Here is a 15,226-nt window from a genome sequence, read left to right as displayed (position 1 = left end):
ACCCCGTGTTTGGAAATCGCAAACACTAGAAGCAGTAAGATATTTTGCTTCGCAAAAATCACTTCTCATTGAACCCCGTGTTTGGAAATCGCAAACACTAGAAGTAGACATGATCATTTTTGCAAATTCCAGTCCGGTACGCTTGCCGCGATGCCATTGAACGGACTGACTCTCAAGTCCTGAATGCGACCATTGTACGCGTACACTGTCTTTTTGTAGTTGGTGAAAATAACCGGCAGATCGTCGTTCAGCAATTTGAATATCTTGGCGTAAATCTGCTTGCGCTGTTCGATATCGGATGTTGCCAACGCTTCGTTGTACAGCTTCACGAATTCTGGATTGTTGTAGCCCTTCACTTCGCCGTCGAGGAACTGAGTCAGTCCGTCAGACGGATCGGTCAGCATCGGTGTGGAGAAGGATGCCAGATCGTAATCGCCGCCTTCCACTTTGGACACGAGTGCGTTAAAGTCAGCAAACACTTCCGGCTGGAAGTCTACGCCAATCGCCTTAAAGTTCTCGGTTGCGACAGCGATGAACACGTCGGTTTGCGGGCTCTTCGTGCCGAGATAGTGAATGGTCAGCTTCTGACCATCCTTGGTACGGATACCGTCACTACCGGCAGTCCAGCCTGCTTCATCGAGCAACTGATTCGCTTTCTCTGGATCATACGCATACGGGTTGATGCCGTCCTGTGTGTATGCCCATGAGATCGGTGCTGCCGGAATATTGGCAAGTTCCCCTGCCCCCTGATTAGCATCTACATAGATGCTCTGACGATCCAGACCGTAGGTAATCGCCTGACGTACCTTTTTGTCCTTGAGCGCATCATGCTCCAGATTTGGTTGCAGATAGCTGTACGTGCTGCCAGTGTAAGGCAGAATATTGACGAAGCCGAGACTTTTCAGCTTGTCGATATTTTCCTGTGTAGCACTGAACGCGGCGAAGTCGATCTCGCCTGTCTCCACGTATTGCCATGTATCGCCTTCGGATGTTTTGTAAATAAAGTTCTTTGTTTTGGGTGCGCCTTTAAAATAATGCTCGTTCGCAGTAAAGCGTACTTCCTGTCCGGGCAGGAATTTCTCCAATGTGTACGGTCCATTGCCGAGCGGCTTCAAATGCAAGTCCTTGATGTAATCCAGATGCCCAAAGCTATAATCCTTGCCGTAATAAGCTTTGGATAGTACATCACTACCGAGTGTGAGCAGTGCGGTCGCATTGGGCTTGGCGATTGTCACCGAGATTGTTTGCGGATCGGTCACTTTAATGCCAGAGATACTGTCGGCTTTGCCGTCGTGATACTCCTGACTCCCTTCTATGCCGAGCGCTGGAATGAGCGAATCGCCGTCGTAGGCTTTGTCGTGCAGAATCGTCCATGTAAAAGCAACATCGTCAGCAGTAAGCGGCGAACCGTCGCTGAAGGTCAAATTCTTTTGCAAATGAAACGTGTATGTACGCTGATCGTCCGAGATATCCCAGCTACTTGCCAGATTCGGAGCGGGTAATCCTTTGCCATCTGTCGTTACGAGAGAAGCGAATAGCAGTGACGATACGTTGCCGTCATACCCGCTCTGGTGAAAATAGGGCGTAAACGCACCGCTTGGATCGGTGAGTGCCATAATGATCGTATCCGTGCGCTGCTGCGCTGCGGCTGGCAGCTTGGACAGATCAGGTGCTTTATACAATTCCGTCAGCGCTGCGCTTGCTGCCTGACCGGTTGCGGAAGACTCGCTGCCGCTGGAAGCTGATGAACCGGAAGCTCCTTCATTCGAGCACGCCGTGAACAGTAGTGAAGACAACAGCACACCAGACAGCAAAGTCATACTCTTTTTCATACATCATACCCCTAAACTTAATTATTCCGACCGATTAACTCAGAAAAGCCGGTAAGCCCTATTATAGAAACCTCATCCGGTTCTGTAAATAGAGAACTTGAAACCATTTAAGAAAAAAGTAAATTTATGTATGTCGTAACATAGCAAAAAGACTGCCTCTTTGTAGAAGCAGTCTTGGGGTTAGCATTTGTATAGCGATTTTTCAATCCATCAGCTCTCGATAAATTGCAGCAATCCCGCACGCAGTTCATCCAGCGCCTGCTGACGCAGACTGTACGATACCAGCGTCTCACCTTTAATATGCGCATGCAGCAATCCGGCACTGCGCAGCTTGGTCACATGATCGTGCGTAATGCCTTTGGATAATCCAAGATGACGTACAATCTCGATAAAGCTACGCGGTCCTTTGTGCAGATAGCGCAAAATTTTTAATCGACTTTGCTCGCTCAGACTACGCAGCATCCGGTATTCATACGGCGGCAAATCACCCTCATCGCTGAAATGCACGCGCGAAGCGTAATGACAGATCGTAAACTCCCGATACGCATACAACACATTCAGCGGCTGAAAATGATAATGCGGCACCAGCACGAGCCGTTTCAACTCAGGCTGCGGTTCCAGCACAATCCCTGCTGTCGTGATATCGACAAAGCTTGCCGTTGCGCCGTACTGCTGCAATTGCTGACGACGCTGTGCAGCTTCTTCATCCAGTCGCTGCAACATATGCTGATCGATGGTCGCCCAATAAGACGTATTCCACTGGTCAAATACAGTCAGCAACCGACTGCGTAGACGCGCTACACTTGCCGGAGGCTGTTGTCCTTGATCCACCAGCAACTGCTCTAACTGCGGCACACTCATCTTGTCCAGCCAATCCACGAATCCTTGCGGTGTATCGGCGGGGCAGCAGCAGACAAGCAGTACAACCAGCCGCCATTCGGTGTCAATGCTCATCTGTCCTAGCCGCTCGCGCAGCGTGTCTGGAATACGTTCCTCCACCTGTTTCACCCAAGCAGGGTCCATATCCAGCTTTTTATAAGACGGACGGCAGATGTACGCATGCAGACTGTTCAGACATTCATACAGCGGCGTAAAGCGAATCTCGACACCATAAGGCAGGATGGCGTCCATTATTTTTTCAAGGCGATGACTTCGATTTCTACCAGAGCATCTTTGGGCAGACGAGCGACTTGTACTGCACTACGTGCCGGATAAGGCTCTTGGAAGAATTGTCCGTAAATCTCATTCATCGCTGCAAAATCATTCATATCATGCAGGAAAACGGTTGTTTTCACGACTTGATCCAGACTGCTACCTGCAGCTTCCAGCACAGCAGTTACATTTTGCAATGCTACGCGTGCTTGCTCTTGTACGCCTTCTGCCAGTTCGCCACTTGCCGGGTCCAAACCCAGTTGACCAGAAGCGAAAATAAACAGTCCTGCATCAATTGCCTGCGAATATGGACCCAATGCGCCCGGTGCGCGATCTGTTGCAATCGGTTGTTTACTCATAAATATATAACCTCTTTTCGTATATAAAATGAGCGGTCTGCGTCATCTGTACAGACGACGGCAGCCCGCTGTGCCATGGTTCATGGTCTGTTTTTATTCTAAAGCGCACCTTGTCTATTGGCAACCATCCATCGTCTGAACCTTCGTCTTCTCCCAAGTTCCATACAAGAATTCCACGCAAGGTCTGTACGTGTTGCCCATTCAAACATGACGTTCTTGTCCGCTATCTCACTTCTATCTGACTCACACTTGTGCTTCCTGTCTGCCATTTATATTTCAATTTCCCGATACTGCTGAATCGGAACGGCAGCTGGTGCCTTGAGCACACGTCGTCCAGCAGTAACCGCCAGCAAGAGCAATAGTAGCCCAACGAGCATCTGGAATCCGAATGCTTGTACCCAGAATGGAAACGGCTTGAGCCATTCGAAGATCTGCCCGCCTAGCAACGGTCCGATAAAGGAAGCAAATCCAGTAATACCCGAATAGACAGCGATAAACATCGGACGTGCATTTTTCGGCGTATCGCCAATGATAAAGTTAAACGATAGCTGGTTGAAGCCTCCAATGCCGATGCCAAGCAGCATATGAATAATCAGCAGCCCGACAATAACGGGTACAAAGGCAAGCAAGCCCCATGCCATGCACGCTGCTGCGATAAACGGCAACGTCCAGTACAACAGCGTTTTGTTACTGAAGCGAGCATTCAGATTGCCCCAGAAGTAGAAGCCCAGCATCATGAAGATCGTCTGCACGACCGTCATAATCGTCGTCACCGAATAGCTCACCTTGAGCACTTCCAGCATCACATACGAATATAGCGGAACGACCAACGTCTGCATTAGCAACCACGCCGCCAGAAACAGCGATGCCTTAATAAATGGTCCATCATACAGCGGTTGACGCAGCATCGGTACGAACTTCGTTTCCGTGGAGCGCTCAAACGGCGCATCCGGGTAAAATAGAATGATCACAATATTGATCACCGCACACGTCCAGACGATCATGTACAGCCACAGAAAGCCCATTCCGCCCGGCACCTGATCCAGCAAAATGCCGCCAACAAACAGCGTCAGACTGCCGAGTGCATTCAAGATCGTATTGCGAATGCCAAAATAGCGCCCTCTTAGTCGTCCCGGTACAATATCGCCAATCAGCGACGCCCAGACGACCCCAATCACCGCATTACACAGAAATGCAGCTACATACAAAATGATAAACCAGTTCACCCACACCGACTTATCAAACAAAAATGGTACTAGCCCGGTTGCTCCCCATAACGTTCGTTGCAAAATCGTGAACAATACCAGTACCCATTTACGCGTATTCAGTCGTTGCAATAGGAACGCAATAATAATCTGCGCTACATTCACAAGTGTCGTTAACGCGATCACAAAACCGATCTGCCCGGAATTAGCCCCTAGATAGAGCAGAAATCCCGTCAGAAATGGTCCACCTAACAACGTCGAGAAAATGGTAGACGGAATGCCTTCCACAGTAGCGATATGCAGATGACTGCGATACATCGAGTATCTGCGCTTTTGCATATTTAATCGATTCACTCCAAGTGCGCGTCTTCGTTTCATAAGCTGCCTCCCTTAGGGCAGAAATTAAACTAAACCAGAAACTATTATTTTCGCAACCACCAGATGGCAATAATCTCTGATCAACCCTTATTTAAGTTTCTTTTACCCGCTACTTTTTTGACCAAACGTTTCTCTACAGCGTAATACCTGACATACACATCATCGTGAACGCTTACATGCGCGCGGTTAAGCGAATGTCCCATTTTTGAGAAAAATGTTATTTTTTTTGCTTTCTATGCAAAAAAGCAGCCCTTCGTACAGGCTGCTTTGACGATCATCTATGAAGTTTGCGAATCAATGAATCGGTAAATACAGCGAGAATGTACTACCCTGACCTTCCACGCTATGTAGTCGCAAATGACCACCGAGCAGATTCGCCAGATCCCGACTGATCGACAGACCGAGACCTGTACCGCCATAGCGCCGGGTAATCGAACCATCCGCCTGCTGGAATGCGTCAAAGATCATCTCGTGTTGAGTAGCAGCGATCCCAATACCCGTATCGCTTACCTCGAACACCATCCAGTCCATATACTCATCCGCATCGGCTTCGGTACGCTTGCAAATATGCAGCGTAACGCCACCCTGATCGGTAAATTTGAAAGCGTTAGCAAGTAAATTGCGTAAAATCTGCTGAACCCGCTGTGAGTCTGAGATAATCACTGCGGGCAGCGAAGGCTCCAGTTCAATATCGAACACCAGCCCTTTGCGTATGGCTGTCATTTCAAAATACATTTGCAGCAATTCTGGAATCTCACTAATATTCACTTCTTCGTATAGAATTTCCAGCTTGCCTGCCTCTACTTTGGACAGATCAAGCACATCGTTTACCAATTCCAACAGATCCATACCTGAGCGGTAAATCATGCTACTGTACAGCTTCGTTTCCCCCGGTGTTCGTTCATTGTCCTGCTCCGCCATCAGCTGTGCCAGGTTAATAATACTGTTCAGCGGCGTTCGCAGTTCATGCGACATATTGGCGAGAAACTCCGACTTATACTGTGAAGACAGCATGAGCTGGCTGGCGCGTTCTTCCAGCACATGATGCGCTTGCTGCAATTCGCTTGTCTGCTGGGATAACAATCGATTGGCGTGTTCAATCTGCATAATCCGCTGCTGCTCCAGATGAAATTCGCGTAGTAATAACATGATCACACAGCTCAATACAATCGATACAGGCAACAGCACAGGTACAATTTCAGTCAAATATAACCGAGGCGGCAACACACCAAAGGTTGCAATATTTAAAACATTGGTTAGATTGACGACTAGAACCGTTGCTACACCTTTGACTAGTAAACTAGCCGTACTACTGCGCATCCATACATTCAGCACCGCACAGACGACACCAAGAATCGTCAGATTGAGCCATCCGACAAAAGCAGCCTCATCGATACTGTATGTAAATCGGGTCAGTCCGATACCGAATCCAATCAGCATAATCATACTTGGACGTGAATAGACCATCGACGCCACGATCAATGGCAAAAAGCGCATATCAAAAATCAGATTGTCCCTCAGCCGAAAGCCAAAGGACGAGCTGATCCAACCTGCAAAAATTAACAGCAATACAGATAATATATATTTCAAACGTAACGAGACGCGGGATAAACCGTATTTATACAGCAGATTTGCCAGATAAGCGAGCGTTACCAGCATCCCTGTGTTGACCAGGAAATTCTTTACAAGTTCCATATGCTCACTCCTGAGATTAGTTAAGATCGATTACGGATAGGTGTTCATGTGCAGGAATCTCGTTTAATTGTAAAATAATTGGTAATCCCGTCTTCATCATACCACAAACAGAGCGAGATTCATCCCTTTTGTAGCTATAATGCTTCTGGTATGATGAGTACACATTGTGACATCCCAAAGGAGGCTTTTCGTATCCATGACATTCCGTGTATCTGCCGTACAGTACCATCTTCATACGATATCTTCTTTCGACGAATTCGCGGATCAAGTGACGCATTATGTACGTACCGCGCAGGAATTTGACGTCGATTTTATTTTGTTCCCTGAATTCTTTACGACGCAGCTGCTCTCTATCGGTGATGAGAACGGTAAGGCACTTGGGATTGAGCGTTTGCCGGAATTTACCGATGCCTATTTGGAGCTGTTCCAACGTCTTGCTCAAGAGACCCATACTCATATTATCGGCGGCACACACGTAATTGAACAGGAAGGGAAGCTATATAATACAGCCCATCTGTTTTATCCAGATGGCAACGTCGCTTCTCAAGCCAAAATTCACATTACGCCGACCGAAGTGACTGAGTGGAATATGTCCGCTGGCGACGGTCTGAGCGTGTTCAAAACATCGAAAGGCACCATCGCACTGCTGACCTGTTACGATATCGAATTTCCAGAGATCGTCCGCATGGCAAAAGCGCGCGGCGCAGATGTGATCTTCTGCCCATCATGTACGGATGACCGTCACGGCTTCCACCGGGTGCGCTATACGAGTCATGCGCGTGCAGTAGAGAATCAAGTGTATGTCGTGACGACAGGCACCATCGGTTCGCTACCGACGGTCGACTTTATGCGTGGTAACTTTGGTCAGGCAGCTGTCATTACGCCTAACGATATTCCGTTTCCGCCGCGCGGCATTCTCGCAGAAGGTGAATTAAACGACGATATGATCATCGTTGCTGATCTTGATCTGGAGCTGCTATACAAAGTCCGTGAAAAAGGCTCAGTCACTACATGGCGTGACCGCCGTACCGATCTGTACACCGACTGGAGCTGATCGTATGAATCAGGCATCCTCTCGTGTGCAGCAATATTATAAATCCTGCTATATATTTCATGATAACCGCCCATATCCGGCGGTTGTTCGCTCCTACACAGCGCACGATCATACACAGATGATCGCTGTGCAGGCGGCTGCTTTCCCGCCACCGTATCCGCCCGAATTGTGGTGGAATGCGGAGCAGCTGAACGAGCATGTTAGCCGCTTTCCGCAAGGAGCATTATGCGTGGAAATGAACGGCGTCATCGTCGGCTCCATGACCGGGCTGCTGATTACATTTGATGCAGAGCATCCGCAGCATACATGGGAGCAGATCACCGATCATGGCTATATTCGCAACCATGATCCAAACGGCGATACGCTGTATGTTGCTGATCTGTGTGTACATCCAGATTACCGGCAATGGGGTCTAGGCAAGCTGCTTATGCAGTCCATGTATGAAGTAACCACTGCACTTGGTTTGAAAAGGCTGCTTGGTGCTGGGCGCATGCCGGGGTATCACCGATACGCAGCAGACTATACGCCACAGCAATATGTAGAGCATGTAACAACAGGCGAACTGTACGATCCGGTGATCTCCTTTTTAATGAGATGCGGTCGTACGCCGCTTACTGTCATTCCCGATTATCTGGATGACGAAGAATCGCTGAATTATGCGGTATTGATGGAGTGGAACAATCCACTCCCAATAATTTGAAGGGGGATGTAGGACAGAATGGAGTATACACGTATTACGCATATTGATGATCCGCTGTTCGCGGATATGCATAAGATGATGGGACGCATTTTCCCACCAGAGGAAGTGTTGGAGTTTGAACTGTGGCGTGAGCCGTTGGAAGATCCGGGGATTCGTGTATTTGTGGCTGTGCATGAAGGTAGCGTCGTAGGTGCGACGGAATACCGATATTATGAAGATGATAATGTGGCGATGACCGACTTTACGATCATTGGCGAGCCGGGGTTGGGGGTTGGTCCATTTCTGGCACAACATCGTCAACGCGATCTGAAAAAGCTGGCTGCGGACAACGGCAAAGAGCTGTTCGGAATGTTCGCTGAAATCTATGATCCGTATCGTGCGCAGCGTCATGAATTTGGCGGAATCAAGCCGATGAACCCGTTTGTTCGCCGCGAAGTGCTGGCGCATCTCGGCTATCGTCGGTTGGACTTTACCTATGTGCATCCGTCGTGGAACAATGACGGCGAAGCAGTATCTGAGCTAGATCTCTGCTTCCTATCGTACGATTCTTCCGTCGACATCTTGCCGGGGGCATTGATTGAGAAGTTCCTGCGCCGTTATTACGCCGTTCTGGCACAAAAGCCGGATGCATGGGAACACATGGTCAGCGAAGTCGGTGAACGCGCGCAAGTGGATCTGTTGCCACTGTAACAGACAATGCTTGTTACTGGCACGCTGGATATAATGTTTGATACACAGCACGGTAGTCTATTCGCTGACTCATTATACAAAAGTCCTCTCCATGATCTTTTTGCCATGGAGAGGACTTTTGTAATATAAAGGGCATTGCATGGTTGCATCTTATATCTTTTTCGACATCTGCAACGACTGACGGCGCGCTATTGGTAATAAGACAGGAACCAGCGACAGCAGTCCCAGCATAGCAAGCACAATACCTGTCCATAGCGGTGCAGTTAGTCCATATCCATGATCCATTGCACGTCCGCCGATGGATGAGCCAAGCAGAACGCCAAGTGTAATAACTGACGTATGCACCGTATTGACCAGCATACCACTGCCACCTGCACGCATAACCCTTGCCGACATTGCCGGATTCATCGTAATGCCGGTCAGTCCGATCAATAAAAGTGCAGCTAACACGATAATCTGCACCTGTGCGAATAACGCGAAGCCTAACAAACCGCTGAGTAGCAATACTAGACCACCAACCAGTACTTTCATCGTATATCGGTCTGCCAATCGTCCAACAACAATATTGCCGAATACCGTAGCTGCACCGTACAACACTAGCAGCCAAGGCACCGTACTCGCCTGAAATCCCGACAACCCAGTCAAAATTGGTGAAAAATAACTAAACGCCGCAAATGTTGCTCCAATAATGAACATACTCGTAGTATACGCCGCCCATAGTCCTTTTTTGCGAAAAGACGCCCATTCTGATTCTGTGCGGCTACCAGCTGAAGCTAGCTTTGGAATAAGGAAAAGCGAGATTAGCCCTGACAGCAAGACGAATATGTCCACAATCCAGAAGCTCGTACGCCAATTCCATGCTTGCGTTGCTACGGTAGCAAGCGGCAAACCAGCGATATTGGACAGCATCGCTCCGCTCAGCACTACCGAAGCCGCTCGTCCACGCAATTGCACTTGCACCAGATCGGAGCAGATCGAGATTGCAATCCCAAAAGCTGCCGACGACGAAATCCCCGTCAATATTCGTGCCACCATCATACTCTCATAATTCCAAGATAACGCGCCCAGCGTCTGCCCGGTGAGGAAGATGATCACCAGTAGCATTAACGCGTTTTTTTTCGGTATTTTACTGAGGAAAATCGCCAGTACTGGTCCGCCTACAGTCATCGCTCCCGCATACGCCGAGATCAGATAACCGATCATTGCAATCGATACACCAAACTGCTGCGACAATTCGCTCATCATTCCCGCCACCATAAATTCCGAAGTTGTCATCGCAAATACAATCAATCCAAGTATGTATACTGTTACAGGCATGCGCATATTCCTCCTATTTTGTAATTATCGTTACAGAATTGTCCAAAAAACAAACCGGCATGTAATATGCCAGTTCTGAAACTGGATAGCACGAAGCGATATGTGTTACAAGTTCCTTTTCCTAAACACCGAATATTGCCGTTAATGTTCCATTCGCAATCCGGTGAGCAAGCTCGCGATTTTGCGTTCCTTTGTTCAATACACGCAATCCGTAAAAGCTGCTCAACAACATCGCCGCTAGCTCTGCCACCTGTGTATCGAGTGACTCTGAATCCGCTAACTGCAATTCACCGCTGTCTAGCGCTTCGTGTAGTACAGCGATAATCATATCCTCTAGCAATCCAACATGTCTCTGAAAAATACGATCTACATCGGCATCCATCCCGCCGCGTTCCATTGCCGCATTGATCACAAGACAACCCGGCTTCTGCTGTTCAGCAAAATCAAACGCCATTGGAAAATCGAGTAGCGCCTGCAAGCGCGCTTTAACTGAAATCGGACGCTGCAAAATCTGCTTCTGCTCGCTCAATCCCTGTAGGTCGTAATGCTCCAGCGCTTCGATATACAGCTCATGCTTATTGCCAAAAGCATTGTACAGACTGCCTCTACCCAATCCGGTCTGCTCGCACAGATCTTGCGCCGAACAGGCAGCATAGCCTTTTTGTAGAAACGCATCTACCGCTGCTTCCACGACACGCTGATCTTTAAACTCCCGTGGTCTACCTGGTGCAGGCAAGATGCCCCCTCCTTTCATCTGATCAGCATCACTCCCCTAGGGAATCTGCTCCATTTCAGAATTGAACTTAGTATATCTATTCTGTAACGATCAGTCAAATACTAAATATAAAAACAGACGGCTGTAGCTCCCCGAGAGGATTCTACAGCCGTCCTTTATGTTATGTGCCTTCTATGTCGTTGTCAGATGCAATGTAATACTATCGCACTTCTTACGAAGATGCAAGTGTTTTTATAAAATATTTGCCTTTTGGTAAATATTACAAGACTATGCCTTCGATCTGTCGTCCCGCTTTACTGGACGGGTTATGGTAACATAGATATATAACAATCTCTGCAAAAGGATAGAAATGTATAAAGCAAACGATACTGTTGCAGTTCATTTGCAAGTAAGGAGAATGGAACTTGAGGCTTAATGTATACCGCAATCTGATTATTTTATTACTCTGCCTAGTCTCGGGGATTGTCGATGTAATCGGCTATCTGAATCTGGGCAGAGTGTTCACCGCCAATATGACTGGCAATATTATCGTCATGGGCATGGCGATTGGCAATCTGCACACTGTATCCTTTTTACGCTCCGGCGTGGCGTTTGCCGGATTCATTGTAGGGAATGCCGTCGCCAGACTGATGCTCGGCAGCAGCAAGCCTGCCGGATTATGGTCGCCGCGACTGACGATACTGGTGATGATTCAGCTCGTCTTTTTCCTCATTTTCTCAGTGATGGCGCAGTCGCTGCTCATTCCGGCAGTTGAGTACGGTCTGATCGCGCTGCTCAGTTTCACGATGGGCACGCAAACGACGATGGCGCGTCGACTCGGGGTAGCAGGTATCTCCACTACCGTTTTGACGAACAATATGGCGAGTGTTGTTGAAGATGTGACCGCTCGTTTGCGCCAACTGGCACGACGCGACGGTTCGGCAGCGCGTGAAGGCTGGCCGCTTGCCGAGACACTGCTACGCAGTGCGGCAATTGTGATCTACGGTGGCGGTGCGGTGATTGCTACTATTATCGAACAACGACATGCCCTGCTTAGCATCTGGATCGTGATTATTATCATGCTGATTGTGCTATCCATCGCTCTCTTTGCTTTCCGCAAACCAACACATTCATGAATCCGCAGGCAAAATGCAATGGCAGATTTCCTTTTAGGAAGCAAGCATGTCATTTCAGGGTAATAACTACTGCTGTTCAGCCGTACACTTCCTACGATTGACACCACAAATATTAAGACCGGGTGGTAATGCTATAACATGAAAAATATCTGGACCATTTATAAAACCGACTGGAAAAACCTGTTCAGCGTCTCGACCGGCATTCTGCTGGTCATTGCGATCATGCTGCTGCCGTCCGTCTACGCTTGGTTTAATATCAAGGCGATGTGGGACCCATACAGCAATACGTCCGGCATCATCATCGCAGTGACCAATCAGGACAAAGGCACCAAAATCCAAGACAAACAGGTCAATGTCGGCGATCAGGTCGTTGCCAACCTGAAAAAGAACAACAAGCTTGGCTGGACATTTGTCGATCAAGCGCAAGCACAAAAAGGGCTGGATAATGGCGATTATTACGCCACCATCCTGATTCCGTCTGACTTTTCCGAGAAGATCGGTAGCATTCTGACTGACGATCCGGTCAAACCGCAGATCGTTTACACCGTTAATGAGAAGATTAGCGCCATCGCACCCAAAATCACCGACAAAGGCGCGACCACATTGACGCAGGAGATCAGCGAGGAATTCATCCAGACTGCCAGTGAAGCTGTGCTGACCAAGATGCAGGAAGCAGGCATCAAGCTGGAAGAAGAACTGCCGACTATTCGCAATATTGAGAATAAAATTCTAACGCTGGAAGCACGTCTACCGGAGATTAATCAGTTCGCCGATCAGGCGCTGGAACTGGAAAAGAAATTGCCGGAGATCGATGCCCAAGCGCAAAAGATCGTTGAGCTGCAAAAGCGCATTCCTGAGATTGAAGAAGCCGGACAGATGATCCTCAAGGTCGAGGACAATCTGCCGAAGATCAAGGAAGCGGGCAATGCCATTCTGGAACTGCAAAAGCGGCTACCCGAAATCCGCAAAGCCGCTGACAAAGTGAACGAACTGGATCAGAACTTCTACAAGGTGGAAGATGCACTGGATCAGGCGATTGAAGATGCCGACAAGCTGGCAAGTATTATCTCTACCGCACAGGAAACATTGCCTAAGGTGCAAGAGATTACGAGTATTGGCTCCGATTTTGCCAACAAGGTGAATACATTTCTGAATGATAACGATGGTGCATTCGATGCGATCGCACCGGTCATTCGTCAGAATCTGGTATTGCTGCAACAGACCGCCGATGCGACGACACAGCTGGTCGATGCGATCGACAATGCAGATATTGATCCACAAACAGCAATCGATTCGCTGTCCTTTTTGGAAACAAGGTTGACACGCGGGGCGACGATTGTCGAGCGGATTACCGATTTGCTCACTTGTCTGAACAATGTGTTGCCGAATCAACCGCTGACTGACAATATTAGTCGCTTGAACAATATTCATGATCTGATGGAACGCCAGATTACGCTCGTGCAGAGCATCAGTCAGGCAATTCAGAACGGTCAGCAGCCTGCCAAAGATATTCTGAACAATCTGCGCACATTGTCTACCAATGTGAGCGATGCGCTGGGCGATCTGTTGTCCGTTTATGATTCCACTATTGTACCGAATATTAACGAAGGTCTGGACAAGCTGCAAACGGTCGCCAAGGATGCTTCCGATGTACTGAACACCGCCAACAATACGCTACCGGATATCGCGGCTGTATTGAGCGATGCTCAGAGCGGTGTGCAATTCGGACAGCAAGAGCTGGCACGCATCAAGAACGATTTGCCGACGATCCGTCAGAAGCTGCATGATGCCAACGAATTGATTCAGAGCCGCATGGATCAATTTACGGAGCTGGTCAATACAGCAGCAACGTTCGTCAACAATGATCTGCCGAAGATTGAGAACAAGATTCATGAGGCAGCGGATTTTGTTCGTAACGATCTGCCGAAGGCGGAGCAGGAGCTGACCAAGATCAGCGATCTGATCCAAAATAAGCTACCGGAAGCTGAAGATGCGGTGCACAAGGTCGGCGACTTTGTCCGCAACGATCTGCCCGGTCTGGAGAAATCCGTTCGCAGCGCCGCTGACAAAGTACGTGTACTCAAAAACAGCGATAGCGAGCTGTCCCAGATTATTAAATGGCTCAAAGGGGATATTCAACAGGAGAGCGATTTTCTAGCAAGCCCGGTCGAGCTGAAGCAAGTACGCACATATCCGATTCCGAACTATGGCTCGTCTATGTCGCCATTTTATACTACCTTGTCGATCTGGGTAGGCGGCATGCTGCTCATCTCCATGTTCAAAGCAGAGGTGGATGATCCAGAGCGTCGCTTCCGTCCTTACCAAGTATACTTTGGACGCTTAGCGACGTTTATGACCATCGGTCTGGTGCAGGCATTCGTTATCGCGATGGGAGATATTTTCATCCTCGGTGCGTATGTTGCTGATCCGATCTGGTTCGTCACGATGAGCATGCTGATCAGTATGGTGTTCGTGACGATGGTGTATACGCTAGTGTCCGTATTTGGCAATATCGGAAAGGGGCTGGCAATTATCCTGCTGGTGCTGCAATTTTCCAGCTCCGGCGGTACGTTCCCTGTTAGCATGACCGGCACCTTTTTCCAAGCGATTCACCCGTGGTTTCCATTTACGTATGCGGTGGAACTGCTGCGTGAGACGGTTGGCGGTATGCTAATGACGACCGTGTACAAAGACATCCTATATCTGATCGGCTTTATGCTACTGTTCATCTTATTCGCACTATTATTCAAAAAACCACTCGGACCACTAACCGAGAAGATGGCACAAAAAGCCAAAAAGACCAAAATGATTCCGTAATCCAAACGAGCAAAGCCATGCTGCTTCACCTGCGCACGACCCGCAGGTCCTTTATATGCAAAACAGCCTGCACGATGGGACATTCCTCATCGCGCAGGCTGCGGGCCTGTGATTGTGAATCATCAGGCCTTTTTGCTGTCTTCTGTTAGATGTATACACATCACATACTGATATTC

General features: G+C 48.5%; 12 protein-coding genes. 5 read left to right on the top strand and 7 right to left on the bottom strand.

Annotation, left to right across the window (positions count from 1 at the left end; genetic code table 11):
- Window positions 1-113: 113 nt before the first annotated feature.
- The 5 genes from ACE3MZ_RS02165 to ACE3MZ_RS02145 all read right to left on the bottom strand — a co-directional run bounded on the left by ACE3MZ_RS02165 (window position 114) and on the right by ACE3MZ_RS02145 (window position 6,621).
- Entirely contained in the window at window positions 114-1,832 is a 1,719-nt protein-coding gene (locus ACE3MZ_RS02165; RefSeq protein WP_411344922.1) for an ABC transporter substrate-binding protein, read from the bottom strand.
- Between the two features lie 210 nt (window positions 1,833-2,042).
- The gene (locus tag ACE3MZ_RS02160) at window positions 2,043-2,963 is read right to left on the bottom strand and encodes an ArsR/SmtB family transcription factor (protein ID WP_411344921.1); all 921 of its coding nucleotides are present in this window, start codon (window positions 2,961-2,963) and stop codon (window positions 2,043-2,045) included.
- Window positions 2,963-3,343, bottom strand: a complete 381-nt coding sequence (locus ACE3MZ_RS02155; RefSeq protein ID WP_367062289.1) for a RidA family protein — start codon at window positions 3,341-3,343, stop codon at window positions 2,963-2,965. Before ACE3MZ_RS02155 ends, ACE3MZ_RS02160 begins: the two co-directional genes overlap by 1 nt.
- Window positions 3,344-3,612: 269 nt before the next feature.
- Window positions 3,613-4,926, bottom strand: coding sequence for an MFS transporter (locus tag ACE3MZ_RS02150; protein WP_411344920.1), 1,314 nt, complete (start codon window positions 4,924-4,926; stop codon window positions 3,613-3,615).
- A gap of 294 nt (window positions 4,927-5,220) precedes the next feature.
- On the bottom strand, window positions 5,221-6,621 hold the full coding sequence (locus ACE3MZ_RS02145) for a sensor histidine kinase (protein WP_411344919.1): 1,401 nt from the start codon (window positions 6,619-6,621) through the stop codon (window positions 5,221-5,223).
- A gap of 196 nt (window positions 6,622-6,817) precedes the next feature.
- Here ACE3MZ_RS02145 and ACE3MZ_RS02140 point away from each other — a divergent pair, with 196 nt between their 5' ends.
- The 3 genes from ACE3MZ_RS02140 to ACE3MZ_RS02130 are packed head-to-tail and all read left to right on the top strand — an operon-like array spanning window position 6,818 to window position 9,065.
- Entirely contained in the window at window positions 6,818-7,675 is an 858-nt protein-coding gene (locus ACE3MZ_RS02140) for a carbon-nitrogen hydrolase family protein (protein ID WP_411344918.1), read from the top strand.
- Window positions 7,676-7,679: 4 nt separating this feature from the next.
- The gene (locus ACE3MZ_RS02135; protein ID WP_411344917.1) at window positions 7,680-8,375 is read left to right on the top strand and encodes a GNAT family N-acetyltransferase; all 696 of its coding nucleotides are present in this window, start codon (window positions 7,680-7,682) and stop codon (window positions 8,373-8,375) included.
- An 18-nt stretch (window positions 8,376-8,393) separates the two neighbouring features.
- Complete coding sequence (locus tag ACE3MZ_RS02130) at window positions 8,394-9,065, top strand: GNAT family N-acetyltransferase (protein WP_411344916.1); 672 nt, start codon at window positions 8,394-8,396, stop codon at window positions 9,063-9,065.
- Window positions 9,066-9,215: 150 nt separating this feature from the next.
- On the opposite strand, the gene ACE3MZ_RS02125 is transcribed toward ACE3MZ_RS02130, so the two are convergent.
- Together ACE3MZ_RS02125 and ACE3MZ_RS02120 are read right to left on the bottom strand one after the other, a co-directional pair.
- Entirely contained in the window at window positions 9,216-10,382 is a 1,167-nt protein-coding gene (locus tag ACE3MZ_RS02125) for an MFS transporter (protein ID WP_411344915.1), read from the bottom strand.
- A gap of 121 nt (window positions 10,383-10,503) precedes the next feature.
- Entirely contained in the window at window positions 10,504-11,118 is a 615-nt protein-coding gene (locus ACE3MZ_RS02120; protein ID WP_411344914.1) for a TetR/AcrR family transcriptional regulator, read from the bottom strand.
- A 404-nt stretch (window positions 11,119-11,522) separates the two neighbouring features.
- Between ACE3MZ_RS02120 and ACE3MZ_RS02115 the strand changes: the two genes are divergently transcribed.
- Together ACE3MZ_RS02115 and ACE3MZ_RS02110 are read left to right on the top strand one after the other, a co-directional pair.
- Window positions 11,523-12,233, top strand: coding sequence for a YoaK family protein (locus tag ACE3MZ_RS02115; RefSeq protein ID WP_411344913.1), 711 nt, complete (start codon window positions 11,523-11,525; stop codon window positions 12,231-12,233).
- A gap of 138 nt (window positions 12,234-12,371) precedes the next feature.
- On the top strand, window positions 12,372-15,050 hold the full coding sequence (locus ACE3MZ_RS02110) for a YhgE/Pip family protein (protein ID WP_411344912.1): 2,679 nt from the start codon (window positions 12,372-12,374) through the stop codon (window positions 15,048-15,050).
- The last annotated feature ends 176 nt before the right edge of the window (window positions 15,051-15,226 follow it).

Source organism: Paenibacillus sp. WLX1005 (genome assembly GCF_046603685.1).
In the GTDB taxonomy this organism is placed as follows: Bacteria; Bacillota; Bacilli; order Paenibacillales; family Paenibacillaceae; genus Saccharibacillus.
This window is presented reverse-complemented; position numbering and strand designations above follow the sequence as displayed.

What these genes read in the sequence shown, in the direction of transcription:
- ACE3MZ_RS02165 (WP_411344922.1), bottom strand. Translation starts at nt 1,832, where the DNA reads ATGAAAAAGAGTATGACTTTGCTGTCTGGTGTGCTGTTGTCTTCACTA.
- ACE3MZ_RS02160 (WP_411344921.1), bottom strand. Translation starts at nt 2,963, where the DNA reads ATGGACGCCATCCTGCCTTATGGTGTCGAGATTCGCTTTACGCCGCTG.
- ACE3MZ_RS02155 (WP_367062289.1), bottom strand. Translation starts at nt 3,343, where the DNA reads ATGAGTAAACAACCGATTGCAACAGATCGCGCACCGGGCGCATTGGGT.
- ACE3MZ_RS02150 (WP_411344920.1), bottom strand. Translation starts at nt 4,926, where the DNA reads ATGAAACGAAGACGCGCACTTGGAGTGAATCGATTAAATATGCAAAAG.
- ACE3MZ_RS02145 (WP_411344919.1), bottom strand. Translation starts at nt 6,621, where the DNA reads ATGGAACTTGTAAAGAATTTCCTGGTCAACACAGGGATGCTGGTAACG.
- ACE3MZ_RS02140 (WP_411344918.1), top strand. Translation starts at nt 6,818, where the DNA reads ATGACATTCCGTGTATCTGCCGTACAGTACCATCTTCATACGATATCT.
- ACE3MZ_RS02135 (WP_411344917.1), top strand. Translation starts at nt 7,680, where the DNA reads ATGAATCAGGCATCCTCTCGTGTGCAGCAATATTATAAATCCTGCTAT.
- ACE3MZ_RS02130 (WP_411344916.1), top strand. Translation starts at nt 8,394, where the DNA reads ATGGAGTATACACGTATTACGCATATTGATGATCCGCTGTTCGCGGAT.
- ACE3MZ_RS02125 (WP_411344915.1), bottom strand. Translation starts at nt 10,382, where the DNA reads ATGCCTGTAACAGTATACATACTTGGATTGATTGTATTTGCGATGACA.
- ACE3MZ_RS02110 (WP_411344912.1), top strand. Translation starts at nt 12,372, where the DNA reads ATGAAAAATATCTGGACCATTTATAAAACCGACTGGAAAAACCTGTTC.